The organism is Bradyrhizobium sp. 187 (assembly GCF_023101005.1).
GTDB classification, from domain to species: Bacteria; Pseudomonadota; Alphaproteobacteria; order Rhizobiales; family Xanthobacteraceae; genus Bradyrhizobium; species Bradyrhizobium canariense_D.
Genome location: NZ_CP064693.1, coordinates 2,700,865 through 2,717,511 on the forward strand (window position 1 = coordinate 2,700,865; position 16,647 = coordinate 2,717,511).

Below are 16,647 nucleotides of genomic sequence, written 5' to 3' on the forward strand. Positions count from 1 at the left end.
CATGGCTGGATCGAAAACAGAAAGAGACGTGTTCGGAACGCTGCCGCACGGCCGCAAGGTGGACCGCATCGTGCTGCGCGGCGAGGGCGGGTTCGAGGCGCGCATCATCACCCATGGTGCAGTCTTGCAGGCCTTGATCGCGCCGGACGGCAAGGGCGGCCACGACGACGTCGTGCTCGGCCATGATGGGTTTGCCGGCTATCTCGCCGAACGAAAGTTCTTCGGCGCCACCGTCGGCCGCTACGCCAATCGCATCGCCAACGGACAATTTTCGCTGGACGGCGAGACGGTGCAGCTTCCCGTCAACAACGGTCCGAATGCGCTGCATGGCGGCCTCGACGGCTTCGACCGCAAGCTCTGGGACATTGCGGAGGTCGACGATGGCGCCGAGCCCGCGGTCACGCTGACCTACACGAGCTCGCATGGCGAGGAAAACTATCCCGGTCGGCTCGATGTGCGCCTGACCTATCGTGTTACCGGCCCGGCTGAGCTATCCCTGATCATGGAGGCGCGGACCGACCGGCCGACCATCGTCAACCTGACCAACCACAGCTTCTTCAATCTGGAGGGCGCGACATCAGGCACGCCCATTCTCGATCACAAGCTGACGGTCGCGGCCGGGCATTTCCTCGCGATCGACCCCACGGCCATTCCGTTGCCGGAGCCGCCGCGCAGCGTTGCCGGCACGCCGTTCGATTTCCGGGAGCCTCGGCCGATCGGCGAGCGCATCCGCGAGAGCGACCAGCAATTGCGCAACGGCAGGGGCTACGACCATACCTACTGTCTCGCGCGCGACGGTAAGCTCAGTCTCGCGGCGCGACTGGAGGCGCCGCGCTCGGGGCGCATCATGGAGCTGTTCACCGATCAGCCCGGTCTGCAGGTCTATTCGGGCAATTATCTCGACGGCACGATTTCGGGCAAGGGCGGCAAGCTCTACCGGCAGTCGGACGCGATGTGCCTGGAGCCGCATATCTGGCCGGACGCACCGAACCGGCCGGATTTCCCGAGCCCGCGCCTAGCGCCCGGCGAGGTCTATCGCCATCATACGGTCTATCGCTTTGCGGTGAGGACGTCCTGATGGAACAGGTGCCGACCTCGGTTCTTTCGGACGATCCTTGCCATCTCGGCGAGGGGCCGACCTATGACGTGACCACGGACACCGCCTGGTGGTTCGATATCCGGGAGGGGCGACTGTTCGAGGCGCAGCTCGGCAGCGGCAGCATTCGCGTTCATGCGCTGGGCCGGATGGCGAGCGCGCTTGGGCGGATCGATGCCGAAAGGCAGTTGATCGTCGCGGAAGACGGCCTCTATATCCGCAAAATTGCCGACGGCGCGATGAGGCTGCTCTGTCCGCTTGAAGCCGACAATCCCGCGACCCGCTCCAACGATGCCCGCGTGCATCCCTCCGGCACGTTCTGGATCGGCACTATGGGTCGGAAGGCGGAAGCAGGGGCAGGCGCGATCTACGCGTTCCATCACGGCGAGATATCGATGCTGTTTCCGCGCATCAGCATTCCCAACTCGATCTGCTTCTCGCCCGATGGCGCCACGGGCTACTTCGCCGACACGGCGCGCGCGGTGCTCTACGCGGTGCCGCTCAATCCCGTCACCGGCCTGCCGCGCGGCGAGCCGGAGGTGCTGCTGCGCCACACCGGCGTTGGCGGCCTCGACGGTTCGGTGTGCGATGCCGACGGGCAGATTTGGAACGCGTGCTGGGGCGCGAGCCGCATCGACGTCTACTCTCCGCAAGGCGAACGCCTGCGTTCGCTGAGCGTGCCGGCAAAGCAGGCGAGCTGCCCCGCTTTTGTCGGTCCTGGTCTGTCGCGTCTCCTCGTCACCTCGGCCTGGCAGGACATGGATGCGGCGGCGCGTGCCGCCGATCCGCAAGCCGGCTACACCTTCCTGTTGGAGGCCACCGCGCGCGGTCGCGCGGAGCCTGACGTCAAGCTCGCATAGGAGGCTAGAAGCCGCACACCAAATTTCTCGACGACAGAAAAAACAGTCTGACATCCAAGGGAGTGAAACATGTTGAAACTGAAGACGACCTTCCTCGCGCTGGCGCTGGCCGGCGCTGCGACGATGGCCGCGGGCGTCACCGCCTCGGCCCAGGACAAAGCAACAGTCGGCATCGCCATGCCGACCAAATCGTCGGCGCGCTGGATCGACGATGGCAACAATATGGTGAAGGTGCTGAAGGAGCGCGGCTACAACACCGACCTGCAATATGCCGAGGACGACATTCCGAACCAGCTCTCGCAGGTCGAGAACATGGTGACCAAAGGCGCGAAAGCGCTGGTGATCGCCGCGATCGACGGCACCACGCTCTCCGACGTGCTCAAGCAGGCGAAAGCAAAAGGCATCACCGTGATCGCCTATGACCGCCTGATCCGCGGCACGCCGAACGTCGACTATTACGCCACGTTCGACAATTTCCAGGTTGGCGTGCTCCAGGCCGAATCGATCGTGCAGGGCCTCGGTCTTAAGGACGGCAAGGGCCCGTTCAACATCGAGCTGTTCGGCGGCTCGCCCGACGACAACAACGCTTACTTCTTCTACAACGGCGCGATGAGCGTGCTGAAGCCGTACATCGACAGCGGCAAGCTCGTCGTCGTCTCCGGTCAGATGGGCATGGATAAAGTCGCGACGTTGCGCTGGGACGGCGCCACCGCGCAGGCCCGCATGGACAATCTGCTCAGTGCCTACTACGGCAACAAGAAGGTCAACGCGGTGCTGTCGCCGTATGACGGCCTGTCGATCGGCATCATCTCCTCACTGAAGGGCGTCGGTTATGGCAGCGCCGGCCAGCCGATGCCTATCATCTCGGGCCAGGATGCCGAGGTGCCCTCGATCAAGGCGATGCTGCGCGGCGACCAGTATTCGACCATCTTCAAGGACACCCGCGATCTCGCCAAGGTGACCGCCGACATGGTCGACGCTGCGCTTGCCGGCAAGCAGGTCACCGTGAACGACACCAAGACCTACGAGAACGGCGCCAAGACCGTGCCGTCCTATCTGCTCAAGCCGGTCGTGGTCTACAAGGACAATTGGGAGAAGGTCCTGGTCGACAGCGGCTACTACAAGAAGTCGCAGTTCCAGTAGGCTTCTTTTCTTTTCCCTCTCCCCGCTTGCGGGGAGAGGGTTAGGGTGAGGGGAAGCCTCCGCGAGGAAGGAAGCAGTGCGTCTCGCGGAGACTCCCCCTCACCGGATCGCATCGAACGATGCGATCCGACCTCTCGCCGCGAGCGGGGAGAGGTGATCTAACACTGATTGAGGGACGTGAAATCATGACCGCAATGCTGGAGATGCGTAACGTCAGCAAGAGCTTTTCCGGTGTGCAGGCGCTGCGTGATGTCAACTTCTCGGTTGAAGCCGGGCAGATCCACGCCCTCGTCGGCGAGAACGGTGCCGGCAAGTCCACGCTGATGAAGGTCCTCAGCGGCGTCTACCCGGCCGGCAGCTACGAGGGCACCATCATCTTCGATGGCGAGGAGCGCCGCTTCCGCGACATCAACGATTCCGAGGCGCTCGGCATCATCATCATCCATCAGGAGCTGGCGCTGATCCCGCTGATGTCGATTGCCGAAAACATCTTCCTGTCGCATCCGCCGTCCAAGCTCGGTGTGATCGATCGCGACGAGGTCTATCGGCGTACCCGGGAACTCCTGGCTCAGGTCGGCCTCAAGGAATCGCCGGACACGCTGATCACCGATCTCGGCGTCGGCAAGCAGCAGCTGGTCGAGATCGCCAAGGCGCTGTCCAAGCGGGTGCGGATGCTGATCCTGGACGAGCCGACCGCCAGCCTCAACGAGGCCGACAGTGCCGCGCTGCTCGAACGTCTCATGGCCTTCCGCGAGCAGGGCATCGGCTCGATCCTGATCTCGCACAAGCTCAACGAGGTCGCCCGCGTTGCCGATCACATCACCGTCCTGCGCGACGGCCGCACCGTCGACGGCATCGACTGCCGCGCCGAGCCGATCCAGGAGGACCGCATCATCCGCAGCATGGTCAACCGCGATCTCGCCCATCGCTTTCCGGAGCGCAGCGCAAAGATCGGCGAGCCCGTTCTCACCGTCGAGAGCTGGTCGGTCTACCATCCCATCCATCCCGAGCGGCAGGTGATCAAGAACGTCGATTTCAGCGTGAAGCGCGGCGAGGTCGTCGGCATTGCCGGATTGATGGGCGCCGGCCGCACCGAATTCGCCATGAGCCTGTTTGGCCGGTCGTGGGGCACCACGATCAGCGGTCGCATCCGGCTCGAGGGCCATGAGATCGTGCTGCCAAACGTGGCGGCCGCGATCGACGCCGGCCTTGCCTATGTCACGGAGGACCGCAAGCAGCTGGGACTGATCCTCGCCGACGACGTCCGCAAGAACATCACGCTCGCAAGCCTCGACCAGGTCGCTCCTCGCCGCGTCATCGACGACATCGCCGAGCTGAAGGTCGCCAGCGACTACCGCAACCGGATGCGCATCCGCTGCTCCGACGTTTATCAGGAGACCAGCCAGCTCTCCGGCGGCAACCAGCAAAAGGTCGTGCTGTCGAAATGGCTGATGACCGACCCCAAGGTCTTGATCCTGGACGAGCCGACCCGGGGCATCGACGTCGGTGCCAAATACGAGATCTACTGTATCATCAACGAGCTTGCAGAGGCCGGCCGCGGCGTGGTGGTGATCTCATCGGAGATGCCCGAGCTGCTCGGCATCTGCGACCGCATCTGCGTCATGAACGACGGTGCCTTCGTCGGCGAGTTCCCCGGCGCCGAAGCGACACAGGAAAAGATCATGCGCGCCATCATGCGCAACGACACAAATTATGGAAGCCGCGCCCTGGCGGGTGCAGAGATGGGAGGATCGCAGCCATGACCGACAAGACGGTTTCGCTGCCCGAGGAGGGTCGGCACGGCAGCTTCATCAAGAACAATCTGCGCAATTACGGCATGCTGATGTCGCTGATCGCGATCATGCTGTTCTTTCAGGTCATGACTGGCGGCACGCTGCTGCAGCCGCTCAACCTGACCAATCTGGTGCTCCAGAACAGCTACATCGTTATCATGGCGCTCGGCATGCTGCTCGTCATCGTCACCGGCCATATCGACCTCTCGGTCGGCTCGGTCGCGGGCTTCGTCGGCGCGGTCGCTGCCGTGCTCATGGTGACCTACAAGGTCGACTACACGCTCGCCTTTATCGCCTGCCTGCTGCTGGGCGCGGCAATCGGCGCCGCGCAGGGCTATTGGGTGGCCTATTTCAAGATACCGTCCTTCATCGTGACGCTGGCCGGCATGCTGGTGTTCAAGGGCCTCGCGCTTGCGGTATTGCAAGGCCAGTCACTAGGACCGTTCCCGGCCACCTTCCAGAAGCTGTCCTCCGGCTTCATTCCGGAGATGCTGCCCGAGGCCGGCACGCTGCATCCGACGTCGATGCTGGTCGGTGCGGTGCTCGCGCTCGGCCTCGTCTACGCCAGCGCCAAGGGGCGCTCGCGCGAGCAGCTGCACGGCATCGAGGTCGAGCCTTACGCGTTCTTCCTCGGCAAGAGCATTCTCCTGGCTTGCGCTGTGCTCTATTTCACCTATCTGATCGCCTCGCATCGCGGTCTGCCGAACGTGCTGGTCATCATGACCGCGCTGATCGCGCTGTACGGTTTCGTCACCCGCCGCACCGTCATCGGTCGGCAGGTCTACGCGGTTGGCGGCAATGCGAAAGCGGCAAGCCTGTCGGGCATCAAGACGGAACGGTTGACCTTCCTCACCTTCGTCAACATGGGCGTGCTCGCTGCGCTCGCCGGCCTCGTCTTCGCCGCGCGCCTCAACACAGCAACGCCGAAGGCGGGCCTCGGCTTCGAGCTCGACGTCATCGCGGCCTGCTTCATCGGCGGCGCCTCGGCCTATGGCGGTGTCGGCCGCGTCGGTGGCGCCGTGGTCGGCGCCATGATCATGGGCGTGATGAACAACGGCATGTCCATCCTCGGCATCGGCATCGACTATCAGCAGGTCATCAAGGGCCTGGTCCTGCTCGGGGCGGTGTGCATCGACGTTTATAATCAGCGGAGATGAGGCTGCCGCCGACTACGATCGGCTTCAGTGAGCTATTGCTCAACAGGTGAGCATATGATCGAATGGCCGAATGGATCCTGGTCAGTTCGATCTCTTTATCTTCGATTGCGACGGTGTGCTCGTCGACAGCGAGCTGTTGAGCTGTCAATGCCTGTCGGACGAGCTGTCCGAATCCGGGATATCGCTGACACTTGCACAAGCGCTGGAGCTGTTCCTTGGACGAAGCACGAGCGCAATTACTCAGCATTATCGCGAGCTCGGCCACGCAATGCCGGTCGATTTTCCGTCCCGGCTGAAGTCGCGCGTGTTGATGGCGTTCGAAAAGGCGCTTCATCCGGTTTCTGATGTCGATATGATCTTGTCGGGCCTGCGGGCACCATTCTGCGTGGCTTCCTCCAGCGACATCGACCGTGTCGCGCTCTCCCTTGACGTCACCGGCCTGCGGGCGCATTTCGGCGACCGGATCTACACCGCGCAGATGGTCAGGCACGGCAAGCCGGCGCCCGATCTCTTTCTGTACGCGGCCGAGCAGATGGGCGCGCAACCTGCGCGCACGCTGGTGATCGAGGATAGTCCGAGCGGCGTGCAGGCGGGCAAGGCGGCCGGCATGACGGTCTGGGGATTTGCCGGCGGCAGCCATTATCGCGGACGCGACGGGCAGGCTATACTGTCGGGTGCGGGGGCCGACCGGGTCTTCGCGCGCATGATCGATTTCTGGAAGGACGCCTGACGCCTGCCATGGCCGCCGAGAACGAAAAGTCCAGGCTCGACGACGCTGCGCGTGCCGGCTGGCTCTATTTCATTGCCGGTCACACCCAGGACGAGATCGCGAAGATGCTCCAGGTGTCGCGCGCGTCGGCGCAGCGGCTGGTGTCGCTATGTCTCGCCGAGCGGCTCATCACCTTCCGGCTCGAACATCCCATCGCCGCGTGCATGGAGCTGGCGGCGCGGTTGAAGGAACGTTTCGACCTTGCCCATTGCGAGGTGGTGCCGGCTGATCCCGCCGCGCCGCAGGCCACAGCGGGCATTGCCGAACGCTGCGCCAACCTGCTCGATTCCACCCTGCGTTCGGAAACGCCCGTCATCGTCGCGCTCGGGACGGGACGCGCCGTGCGCGCCGCGGTCGAGCGCGTCACGCCGATCGACCGGCCCAATCACCAGATCGTCTCGCTCGTCGGCAACATCTCCGCCGACGGTTCTGCGAGCTTCTACGATACCGTCGGCCGGCTCGCCGATCGCACCGGCGCACGGCATTACCCGATGCCGCTACCGTTCCTGATGTCGTCCGAGGACGAGCGCAACAAGATGGTCCGGATCGAGCCGATCGCGAAGGTGAAGGCGGTCGCGGAGAAGGCGGATTTGCGCCTCGTCGGCATCGGCCAGATGGACCAGAAGGCGCAGGTCCATGTCGACGGCTTCGTCACCCGCGACGAATTGTTCGAGATGATGCGGCAAGGGGCGATCGGCGAGATCACGGGCTGGGCCTATGATTCCAAGGGCCGCCTGCTGAAGGCCGGCACCAACAAACGGTTGACCAGCATTCCGCCGGAGGTCCCGGCGAAGACCACGACGATCGGCGCCGCCGTCGGCGCAGCCAAGGTGCCGGCGATCGCGGCGGCGCTGAATGGGCGGCTGATCAACGGTCTGATTACGGACGAGGCGACCGCAAGGGCGATTCTGGAGCGCTGAGGCGGTTCGTCGTTTCCCGCGCGGGGCGCGAGGCAGGGATTTCGCCACCCACGCCGCTGTCGTCGTCCGCGACCCGGCTACGCCAAGGCTTCGCCGGGGTTGAGGTCTGGGGCGCCGAAGGTTTAGCGAAGGCGGCAGGCGGACGATCCAGGACGCCGCAGCGCCGCTTGAGGCAAACCGACAGACGGCACGGAGTACTGGATGCCCCTTCGCGGGGCATGACGGGGAGGGCGACGCACGAGCCCCCCGCATCGCAGCACTCATAAGTTGCCGAAACGTCCGCGCGCCTGCTTGACAACGGCCCGCCCTCAGCCGAACATACGCCCAACGCGTGGGCATATGCTCAAAAGCGCGAGCTTAGGGAGGTCACCGTGAAACACGTCCTCGGCGCCGTTTGTGGCGCGTCTGTCCTGCTGGCTGTCCCCGCGATGGCCGAAACGACCCTGACGATTGCCACCGTGAACAACGGCGACATGATCCGCATGCAGGGGCTGACGGGTGAATTCACCAAGAAGAACCCCGATATCAGCGTCAAATGGGTGACGCTGGAAGAGAACGTGCTGCGCCAGCGCGTCACCACCGACATCGCCACCAAGGGCGGCCAGTTCGACGTCCTCACCATCGGCACCTACGAGGTGCCGATCTGGGCCAAGAAGGGTTGGCTGGTGCCGCTCGCCAATCTCGGCGCCGACTACGACGTCGCCGACCTCCTGCCCAAGATCAAGGATGCGGTCTCGGTCGACGGCAAGCTCTACGCCGCGCCATTCTACGGCGAGAGCTCGATGGTGATGTACCGCACCGACCTGTTCGACAAGGCCGGCCTCAAGATGCCGGAAAGCCCCACCTGGGATTTCGTCGTCGACGCCGCCAAGAAGCTCACCGACAAGAGCGCCGGCGTCTACGGCATCTGCCTGCGCGGCAAGGCCGGCTGGGGCGAGAACATGGCGTTCCTCTCCGCCATGGCCAATTCCTACGGCGCGCGCTGGTTCGACGAGAAGTGGCAGCCGCAGTTCAACACGCCGGAATGGAAGGCGACGCTCACGACCTATGTCGACCTGATGAAGCAGGCCGGCCCTCCCGGTGCGAGCTCGAACGGCTTCAACGAGAACCTCGCGCTGTTCAATGCCGGCAAGTGCGCAATGTGGATCGATGCCACCGTCGCGGCGTCGTTCGTCACCAACCCGAAGGACTCCAAGGTCGCCGACAAGGTCGGCTTCGCGCTGGCGCCCAACACCGGGCTCGGCAAGAACGCCAACTGGCTGTGGGCCTGGAGCCTCGCAATTCCCGCCGGCTCGAAGAAGGCCGAAGCCGCCGAGAAGTTCATCGCCTGGGCCACCAGCAAGGATTACACCAAGGTCGTGGCTGCGAAGGAGGGCTGGGCGAACGTGCCGCCGGGCACCCGAACCTCGCTCTACCAAAACCCTGATTATCTGAAGGTCGCCCCGTTCGCCAAGCTGACGCTGGCCTCGATCGATGCCGCCGATCCGAACAAGCCGACGGTGAAGCCGGTGCCCTACGTCGGCGTGCAATATGCGGCCATCCCCGAATTCCAGGGCATCGGTACGCAGGTGGGCCAGCAATTCTCGGCCGCGCTTGCGGGATCGATGACGGTCGATGCCGCGCTCACCGCGGCGCAATCTTCAACCGAGCGCGAGATGAAGCGCGCGGGTTACATCAAGTGAGCTCGAGCTCTCCCTCCTGAGCTCAGACTTGCGGCCATCCACCGCTCCAGGTGGATGGCCGCCTTCTTCCCGCAAGCGGAGAAGCCAAGAATGGCAACCCGGCAGACGCAGCTTCTCGCACGGACGCTCCTGACGCCGGCCGTCGGGCTGCTGTTCATCTGGATGATCGTCCCGCTCGCGTTGACGATCTATTTCTCGACGCTGCATTACAGCTTACTCTATCCCGGCTCGGAAGCGTTCGTCGGGCTGGAAAACTTCCGCTACTTCCTCACCGACCCCGCGTTCCTCGCCTCGCTCCAGAACACGCTGGTGCTGGTCGGCTCGGTGCTGGCGCTGACCGTCCTGCTCGGAATTCCGCTGGCGCTATTGCTCGACCAGCCGGTGATCGGCCTCAACATCGTGCGGTTGATGGTGATCGCGCCGTTCTTCGTGATGCCGACGGTGAGCGCGCTGGTCTGGAAGAACCTGCTGATGCATCCTGTGTCCGGGCTGTTTGCCTGGATCGCCTCGCTGTTCGGGTTGACGCCGATTGACTGGTTTACCGACGCGCCGCTGCTCGCCGTGATCCTGATCGTGTCCTGGCAATGGCTGCCGTTCGCGACCCTGATTTTGCTCACCGCGATGCAGTCGCTCGACGAGGAGCAGAAGGAAGCCGCTGAAATGGACGGTGCCAGCGCGGTCTCGACCTTCATCTACATCACGCTGCCGCACCTCGCGCGCCCCATCACGGTGGTGATCCTGATCGAGACGATCTTCCTGCTCACCGTCTTTGCCGAGATCTACGTCACCACGGGCGGCGGCCCGGGACTCTCGACCACCAACATCGCCTTCCTGATCTATTCGCAGGCACTGATCCAGTACGATGTCGGTACTGCCTCGGCAGGCGGCCTCGTCGCTGTCGTGATCGCCAACGTTGTTGCCTTTTTCCTCGTCCGTATCGTCGGTCGCAACCTGGAGGCATAAGACATGGCGCGTACGGCGACGAGGCAGCGGGTGGTGGTCTCGACCATCGGGGCGTGGTTCTTCGGCTTCCTGATCTTCTTCCCGATCCTCTGGATGGTATTGGCGAGCTTCAAGACCGAGCTCGAGGCTTTCGCGATCCCGCCGTCCTTCCTGTTCTTCCACTGGACCACGGAAAACTACGCGACGGTGCAGGAGCGCAGCGATTATGTCCTCCACGCGATGAACTCGATCATCATCGCCGGCGGCTCGACCTTGATCGCGCTTTTGATCGCGATCCCCGCGGCCTGGTCGATGGCGTTCTCGCCGACCAAGCGCACCAAGGACATCCTGCTCTGGATGCTCTCGACCAAGATGATGCCGCCGGTCGGCGTGCTGGTGCCGATCTACCTGATCTACAAGTCATTCGGCCTGCTCGATTCCCGCATCGGCCTCGTCTTCATCCTGTGTCTCGGAAACTTGCCGATCGTGATCTGGATGCTGTTCACATATTTCAAGGAGATTCCGCGCGACATCCTGGAAGCCGCGCGCATGGACGGCGCCACCATCGGCCGCGAGCTGATCTACGTGCTGACGCCGATGGCGATCCCGGGGCTCGCATCGACCATGCTGCTGAACCTGATCCTGGCCTGGAACGAGGCGTTCTGGACGCTCAATCTGTCGACCTCGAACGCTGCGCCGCTCACCACGTTCATCGCGTCCTATTCGAGCCCGGAAGGGCTGTTCTGGGCAAAGCTGTCGGCGGCTTCCACGTTGGCGATCGCGCCCATTCTCGTCCTCGGTTGGTTCAGCCAGAAGCAGCTCGTGCGCGGGCTCACCTTTGGCGCGGTAAAGTAGGAAGGGCTGCCGGATCATGGGTCAGATCACACTTCAGGACGTGCAGAAATCCTTCGGCCCCGTGCACATCATCAAGGGCGCGGACCTGGAGATCGCCGATGGGTCGTTCGTGGTGTTCGTGGGGCCGTCGGGCTGCGGCAAGACCACGCTCTTGCGGCTGATCGCGGGGCTCGAGGACGTCTCCGGCGGCAAGATCCTGATCGACGGCAAGAACGTGGTCGACACGCCGCCGGCCAAGCGCGGGCTCTCGATGGTGTTCCAGTCCTATGCGCTCTATCCGCATATGAGCGTGCGCGGCAACATCGGCTTCGGCCTGAAGATGGTGGGGCTGGCCAAGGACGAGATCAACCGTAAGGTCGAGGCCGCCGCCGCAACGCTGAACCTCACTCCCTATCTCGATCGCAAGCCGCGCGAGCTCTCCGGCGGCCAGCGCCAGCGCGTCGCGATCGGGCGTGCCATCGTCCGCGAGCCCAAGGCGTTTTTGTTCGACGAGCCGCTCTCCAACCTCGACGCGGCGCTGCGCGTGCAGATGCGGATCGAGGTGACGCGGCTCCAGAAGCAGCTCGGCACCACCGCGATCTATGTCACCCACGACCAGGTCGAGGCCATGACCATGGCCGACAAGATCGTGGTGCTCAACGGCGGCAAGATCGAGCAATACGGCTCGCCGCTGGAGCTCTACGAGAAGCCGGCCAACCTCTTCGTCGCCGGCTTCATCGGCTCGCCCAAGATGAACTTCGTGACCGGCGAGCACGCCTTGCAGAAGGCCGCAGCAACGATCGGCGTACGGCCTGAGCATCTCAAGATCGAGCGCGACGGTGCCGGCGGCTGGCAGGGAACGATCGCGGTGGCCGAGCATCTCGGCAGCGACACCTTCCTTTATGTCGATGCCGGCCCGCTCGGCATGCTGACGGCGCGCTACATCGGTGAGTTGAGCCTGCACGCCGGCGACCATGTATCGCTGGTGCCGGAGCCAGCGCGCATCCATCGCTTCGACGCAAGCGGCAACGCCATCCGGGGCTGACAAGAAACGGCAAGAATCGGGAAAAGCAACATGTACCTGGAAAAATTCAAGCTGAACGGCAAGACCGCGTTCATCACCGGCGGCGGGCAAGGCATCGGCTTCGCCTGCGCCGAAGCGCTGGCTGAAGCCGGCGCCAGGGTCGTCATCGGCGATCGCGACAGTAAGGTCGCCGACAGTGCAAAAGCCAGCCTGAAGGCGAAGGGGTATGACGCCGAGACGGCGATCATGGACGTCACCGATACCAAGCGCGTGGCGGAAGTGGCCAACGACGTCGTTGCCCGGCACGGCAAGGTGGACATCCTCGTCAACAACGCCGGCATCGCCCGCAGCGAGACGCCGGCGGAGACCGTGACCGACGAGCACTGGCTCAATGTGATCGACGTCAATCTCAACGGCACCTTCTGGTGCTGCCGCGAATTCGGCAAGCACATGCTCAAGGCGAAGAGCGGCGCCATCGTCAATGTCGGCTCGATGTCCGGCTTCATCGTCAACAAGCCGCAGGAGCAGTGCTTCTACAATGCGTCCAAGGCCGGCGTGCACCATCTGACGAAATCGCTCGCCGCCGAATGGGGCGCGCGCGGCATCCGCGTCAACGCGGTGGCGCCGACCTATATCGAGACGCCGCTCAACGCCTTCGTGAAGAGCAATCCGAGAATGTACGACGCCTGGATCGGTGGAACCCCGATGGCGCGGATGGGGCAGGTCGAGGAGATCGCCTCCGTGGTGCTCTTTCTCTCGTCCGAGGCCGCGAGCCTGATGACCGGCAGCATCGTGCTGGTGGATGGCGGCTACACTTGCTGGTAGGCTTGCGTCAAAACTGACGAGAGCTTCCGGGGGCGACAATGCCGCGAGCGTATATCGGCGTCGATGTAGGGACCACAAGCACGCGGGCAGGGGTGTTCGACGAGGCGGGCACCTTGTTGGCTATCGCACGGCATCCGATCAGGATATGGCCCGAGGCCGGTGACATCGTCGAACAGTCGTCCCAGGATATCTGGGACGCTTGCACGGCGTCGGTGCGGGCCGCGATGGCGGAAGCTGCAATCGCGCCCGACAGCGTCGGCGGTATCGGTTTCGACGCCACCTGCTCCCTCGTGGTGCTCGACCGGCAAGGCGAGCCGCTCACCATCAGCGCCTCCGGCGACCGGCAGCGCAACGTCATCGTCTGGATGGATCACCGCGCCACGGCCGAGGCGCGGCTGATCAACGAAACCGGTGATGCCGTGCTGCGCTATGTCGGCGGCTCGATCTCGCCCGAGATGGAGATGCCGAAACTGCTGTGGCTGAAGCGGCACATGCGCACGAGCTTCGACGCCGCAGGGCACTTCTTCGATCTGGCGGATTACCTGACCTGGCGCGCCACCGGCTCGTTGCAACGCTCGACCTGCACGGTCACTTGCAAATGGAACTACCTCGCGCATGACGGCGGTGGCTGGAGCGCGCCATTCTTCAAGCGCATCGGCCTGTCGGACTTCGTCAACGAGAAATACGCCCGCATCGGCACCGAGATCGTCGCGCCTGGCACGCGGCTCGGCGCCGGTCTAACCGGTACGGCAGCTGCCGATCTCGGCTTGTCACCGGGCACGCCGGTCGGAGCGTCCCTGATCGATGCCCATGCCGGCGGCATCGGCGCCATCGGCGGCCGCGATGAATCGGAGGGCGCGACAGATGTCTGCGACCGCCTCGCCTACATCATGGGAACGTCGGCCTGCATTATGGCGACGACGAAAGAACCGTGCTTCGTACCGGGCGTGTGGGGTCCTTACTATTCGGGCATGGTACCAAATTTCTGGCTCAACGAGGGCGGGCAGTCGGCTGCGGGCGCTGCGATCGACCATCTTCTCAAGTCGCATCCCGGCCACGCCGAGGCGAGCGTGGCGGCGCGCAGCGAGGGCCTCGACCTCATCGAGTTTCTCGAGCGCCGCATCATCGCGCGCGCAGGCGGCGCCAGCCGCGCCGTGCTGCTGGCCCGCAACGTCCATGTGCTTCCTGAGTTCATCGGCAACCGCTCGCCCTATGCCGACCCTGACACGCGCGCGGTGATCGCGGGCCTCGATCTCGACACCGACATCGCCTCGATGGAACGGCTGTTCGTCGCCGGTCTGTGCGGGCTCGCCTATGGGCTTGCCGAGGTGATCGAGGCCTTTACCGCGCATGGCGTCCATTCCAGCATCATGATCATGGGCGGCGGCGCCAGCCGCAGTCCGCTGGTGCGGCAGATCATGGCGGATACGACTGGCCTCACCGTGGCGCTGCCGCAGACCAGGGAGCCCGTGCTGCTCGGCGCCGCGATGCTCGGCGCAGTCGCCGGCGGCGCCTATGCCTCGATCGGCGAAACCATGGCCAAGATGTCGGCGTTGGGACGGAAGAGCGAGCCCACTACGCCCGACATTGCCGCCTTTCACGCCCGCAAGCGCGAGGTCTACAAGTTGCTGCGCGAGGTCGATCGCGGCAGCCGCGCGGCGATGCGTGGAATGGCCGGAGGTTGAAACGGATGTTGATTTCCTGCGGCGACGCGCTGATCGATTTTGTCCCGACGCGAAATACCGACGGGCGCGAAGCGGTGATGCCGGCGGTCGGCGGCTCCTGCCTCAACGTCGCAATCGGCATGGCGCGGCTCGGCGCGCCGACCGGCTTTGTCGGCGGGATCTCGACGGACATGTTCGGGCGCATGATCGCCGACCACGCCGCTGTATCCAATGTCGAGCTCGGTCTCGCCACAAGCAGCGATCACCAGACCACGCTCGCCTTCGTGCGTATCGTTGCGGGAGAGTCGCATTATGCTTTCTACGACGCCGAGACCGCGACGCGGAATTGGACCTACCGGCGCGGCTCTATTCCCTTCGATACGGTCGAAGTTCTCCATGTCGGCTCGACCACGCTGGTCAATGACCAGGGCGCGAGCGAGACCATGGCCCTGATCGCGGACGCACGAGCGTCCTCGACAATCTCCTTTGATCCGAACTGCCGGCCCAACCTCGTGAAGGACAAGCCGGCTTATCTCGCCCGCATGGCCGAGTTTGCCGGCTGTGCCGATCTCATCAAGATGTCAGACGTCGATTTTACCTATCTGTTCGCCGACGAGCCGTATCACCAGCGTGCGAGCACGCTGCTTGCACGCGGCGCGAGCCTCGTCGTCATCACCCGTGGCGACAACGGTGCGATCGCGTGGCATGCGGGGGCAGGACAGATCGAGGTCGCCGCCCCCAAGGTCGTGGTCGCCGACACCATCGGCGCGGGTGACAGTTTTCAGGCGGCGTTGTTGTTCGCCCTGCACAAGCAGGGACGCCTCGCCCGACAGCAACTGAAGGATATCGGCGCGGACGAGCTTCGCGGTGCACTATCCTTTGCTGCCAATTGCGCCGGTCTCACCTGCACCCGTCCCGGTGCCGATCCGCCGTGGAGTCACGAGATTATCTGGAGCTTGTAGCGTCGCGTCACAGCGGTGCCACGACCTTCTCGGCGCATTTGAGGAAGGTCCGGATCAGCGGGCTGTGAGAATCCCGCCGCCAGCAGACCGCGATGTCGATGGAATCGGTCGCATCCCGCAACGGCCGGAACACGATGCCGCGCGGCGCCCCGAGCTGGGCGCAGGCGGGCAGGATGGCGAGGCCTTCACCGGCGAGAACCAGGTTCATCGCCGAATGCACTGTCTCTACCCGGCTCGCAATCGGCATCACGATCTGATGCCGCCGCAGCAGGGCCGCGACCGCGGAGGAGGAGGGGTCGCGCTCCGGCGGCGGCAACGCGATCAGCGGACGGCCTTGTAGTCGTGTCATTGACACCGCGCTCAGGCGCGCAAGCGGCGAACGGTTTCGCACCGCCAGCACGAACGGCTGCGCGCCGATTCGGGCCACCTGGATCTCGGGATGGTGGATCGCCGGCATGCACAGCGCGACCGTGACGCTACGGTCGAGCAGACGCGGCTCGCGCGTCGTGGCACTGAGCTCGGCGAAATCGAGATCGACGCCGGGAACGGATCGCCGCAACTCGGGGATGAGACGCGGCAGCATCGCGTTCGCCAGTACGAACATGTAGCCGACGGACAGCCGACCACGGCTGCCGGCCGCGACCGCGCGCGCGGCCTCGATGCCGTCGGCCGCCAGCGCCAGCGCCTCGCCGGCGCGCGCCAGCAGCGCCTGGCCCGCTTCGGTCAAATCCATGCCGCGCGTGCCGCGGCGGAACAGCGGCGCGCCGACCTCGGCCTCCAGCTTGCGGATTTGGACCGAGAGCGGCGGCTGCGCCATCCGCAGCCGCTCGGCCGCCTTGCCGACGCTGCGCGCCTCGGCGACGGCAACGAAATAGCGGAGCCGGCGAAGATCCATTGGCATACCGAAATCGTATGGGTTGGTGCTCAAAATCGTATTGGACGGCGAGTTAACAAAACTGTCATCCTGGCTGTCAAT

The 16,647-nt window shown here is 64.4% G+C and carries 15 protein-coding genes; 14 read left to right on the forward strand and 1 reads right to left on the reverse strand.

All coding sequences use genetic code 11. The annotated features are described in order from the left end of the window. Position 1 precedes the first annotated feature (1 nt). The 14 genes from IVB19_RS12720 to IVB19_RS12785 all read left to right on the forward strand — a co-directional run bounded on the left by IVB19_RS12720 (position 2) and on the right by IVB19_RS12785 (position 15,671). On the forward strand, positions 2-1,078 hold the full coding sequence (locus IVB19_RS12720; RefSeq protein WP_247394442.1) for an aldose epimerase family protein: 1,077 nt from the start codon (positions 2-4) through the stop codon (positions 1,076-1,078). Next, on the forward strand, positions 1,078-1,956 hold the full coding sequence (locus tag IVB19_RS12725) for an SMP-30/gluconolactonase/LRE family protein (protein WP_018458624.1): 879 nt from the start codon (positions 1,078-1,080) through the stop codon (positions 1,954-1,956). The genes IVB19_RS12720 and IVB19_RS12725 overlap by 1 nt, the downstream gene beginning before the upstream one ends. Before the next feature lie 69 nt (positions 1,957-2,025). Then, positions 2,026-3,099, forward strand: coding sequence for a multiple monosaccharide ABC transporter substrate-binding protein (gene chvE / locus IVB19_RS12730; protein WP_007593237.1), 1,074 nt, complete (start codon positions 2,026-2,028; stop codon positions 3,097-3,099). A 185-nt stretch (positions 3,100-3,284) separates the two neighbouring features. Beyond that, positions 3,285-4,862 carry a multiple monosaccharide ABC transporter ATP-binding protein gene (gene mmsA / locus IVB19_RS12735; protein ID WP_247393849.1) on the forward strand — a complete coding sequence of 526 codons (1,578 nt, stop codon included), beginning with the start codon at positions 3,285-3,287 and terminating at the stop codon, positions 4,860-4,862. After that, positions 4,859-6,049 carry a multiple monosaccharide ABC transporter permease gene (mmsB, locus tag IVB19_RS12740; protein ID WP_007608442.1) on the forward strand — a complete coding sequence of 397 codons (1,191 nt, stop codon included), beginning with the start codon at positions 4,859-4,861 and terminating at the stop codon, positions 6,047-6,049. The genes mmsA and mmsB overlap by 4 nt, the downstream gene beginning before the upstream one ends. A gap of 70 nt (positions 6,050-6,119) precedes the next feature. Then, on the forward strand, positions 6,120-6,779 hold the full coding sequence (locus IVB19_RS12745) for an HAD family hydrolase (protein WP_247821438.1): 660 nt from the start codon (positions 6,120-6,122) through the stop codon (positions 6,777-6,779). An 8-nt stretch (positions 6,780-6,787) separates the two neighbouring features. Then, positions 6,788-7,738 carry a sugar-binding transcriptional regulator gene (locus tag IVB19_RS12750; protein WP_204510750.1) on the forward strand — a complete coding sequence of 317 codons (951 nt, stop codon included), beginning with the start codon at positions 6,788-6,790 and terminating at the stop codon, positions 7,736-7,738. A 428-nt stretch (positions 7,739-8,166) separates the two neighbouring features. Continuing rightward, the gene (locus IVB19_RS12755) at positions 8,167-9,420 is read left to right on the forward strand and encodes an ABC transporter substrate-binding protein (protein WP_018458630.1); all 1,254 of its coding nucleotides are present in this window, start codon (positions 8,167-8,169) and stop codon (positions 9,418-9,420) included. Between the two features lie 90 nt (positions 9,421-9,510). Then, positions 9,511-10,383: a carbohydrate ABC transporter permease gene (locus IVB19_RS12760; protein ID WP_247821439.1), complete on the forward strand. Its 873-nt coding sequence runs from the start codon at positions 9,511-9,513 to the stop codon at positions 10,381-10,383. Positions 10,384-10,386: 3 nt separating this feature from the next. Continuing rightward, complete coding sequence (locus IVB19_RS12765) at positions 10,387-11,217, forward strand: carbohydrate ABC transporter permease (protein WP_026233625.1); 831 nt, start codon at positions 10,387-10,389, stop codon at positions 11,215-11,217. Positions 11,218-11,233: 16 nt separating this feature from the next. Beyond that, complete coding sequence (locus IVB19_RS12770; protein ID WP_247821440.1) at positions 11,234-12,241, forward strand: ABC transporter ATP-binding protein; 1,008 nt, start codon at positions 11,234-11,236, stop codon at positions 12,239-12,241. Positions 12,242-12,271: 30 nt separating this feature from the next. Further along, a complete protein-coding gene (locus tag IVB19_RS12775) occupies positions 12,272-13,045 on the forward strand; it encodes an SDR family NAD(P)-dependent oxidoreductase (protein WP_018458634.1) in 774 nt (257 codons plus the stop codon). A 38-nt stretch (positions 13,046-13,083) separates the two neighbouring features. Continuing rightward, positions 13,084-14,730: an FGGY-family carbohydrate kinase gene (locus tag IVB19_RS12780; protein WP_247394420.1), complete on the forward strand. Its 1,647-nt coding sequence runs from the start codon at positions 13,084-13,086 to the stop codon at positions 14,728-14,730. A 5-nt stretch (positions 14,731-14,735) separates the two neighbouring features. Next, positions 14,736-15,671, forward strand: coding sequence for a carbohydrate kinase family protein (locus IVB19_RS12785; protein WP_247404415.1), 936 nt, complete (start codon positions 14,736-14,738; stop codon positions 15,669-15,671). A gap of 7 nt (positions 15,672-15,678) precedes the next feature. Here IVB19_RS12785 and IVB19_RS12790 read toward each other — a convergent pair whose 3' ends face one another. Beyond that, complete coding sequence (locus tag IVB19_RS12790; protein WP_018458637.1) at positions 15,679-16,566, reverse strand: LysR family transcriptional regulator; 888 nt, start codon at positions 16,564-16,566, stop codon at positions 15,679-15,681. Positions 16,567-16,647: the final 81 nt, after the last annotated feature.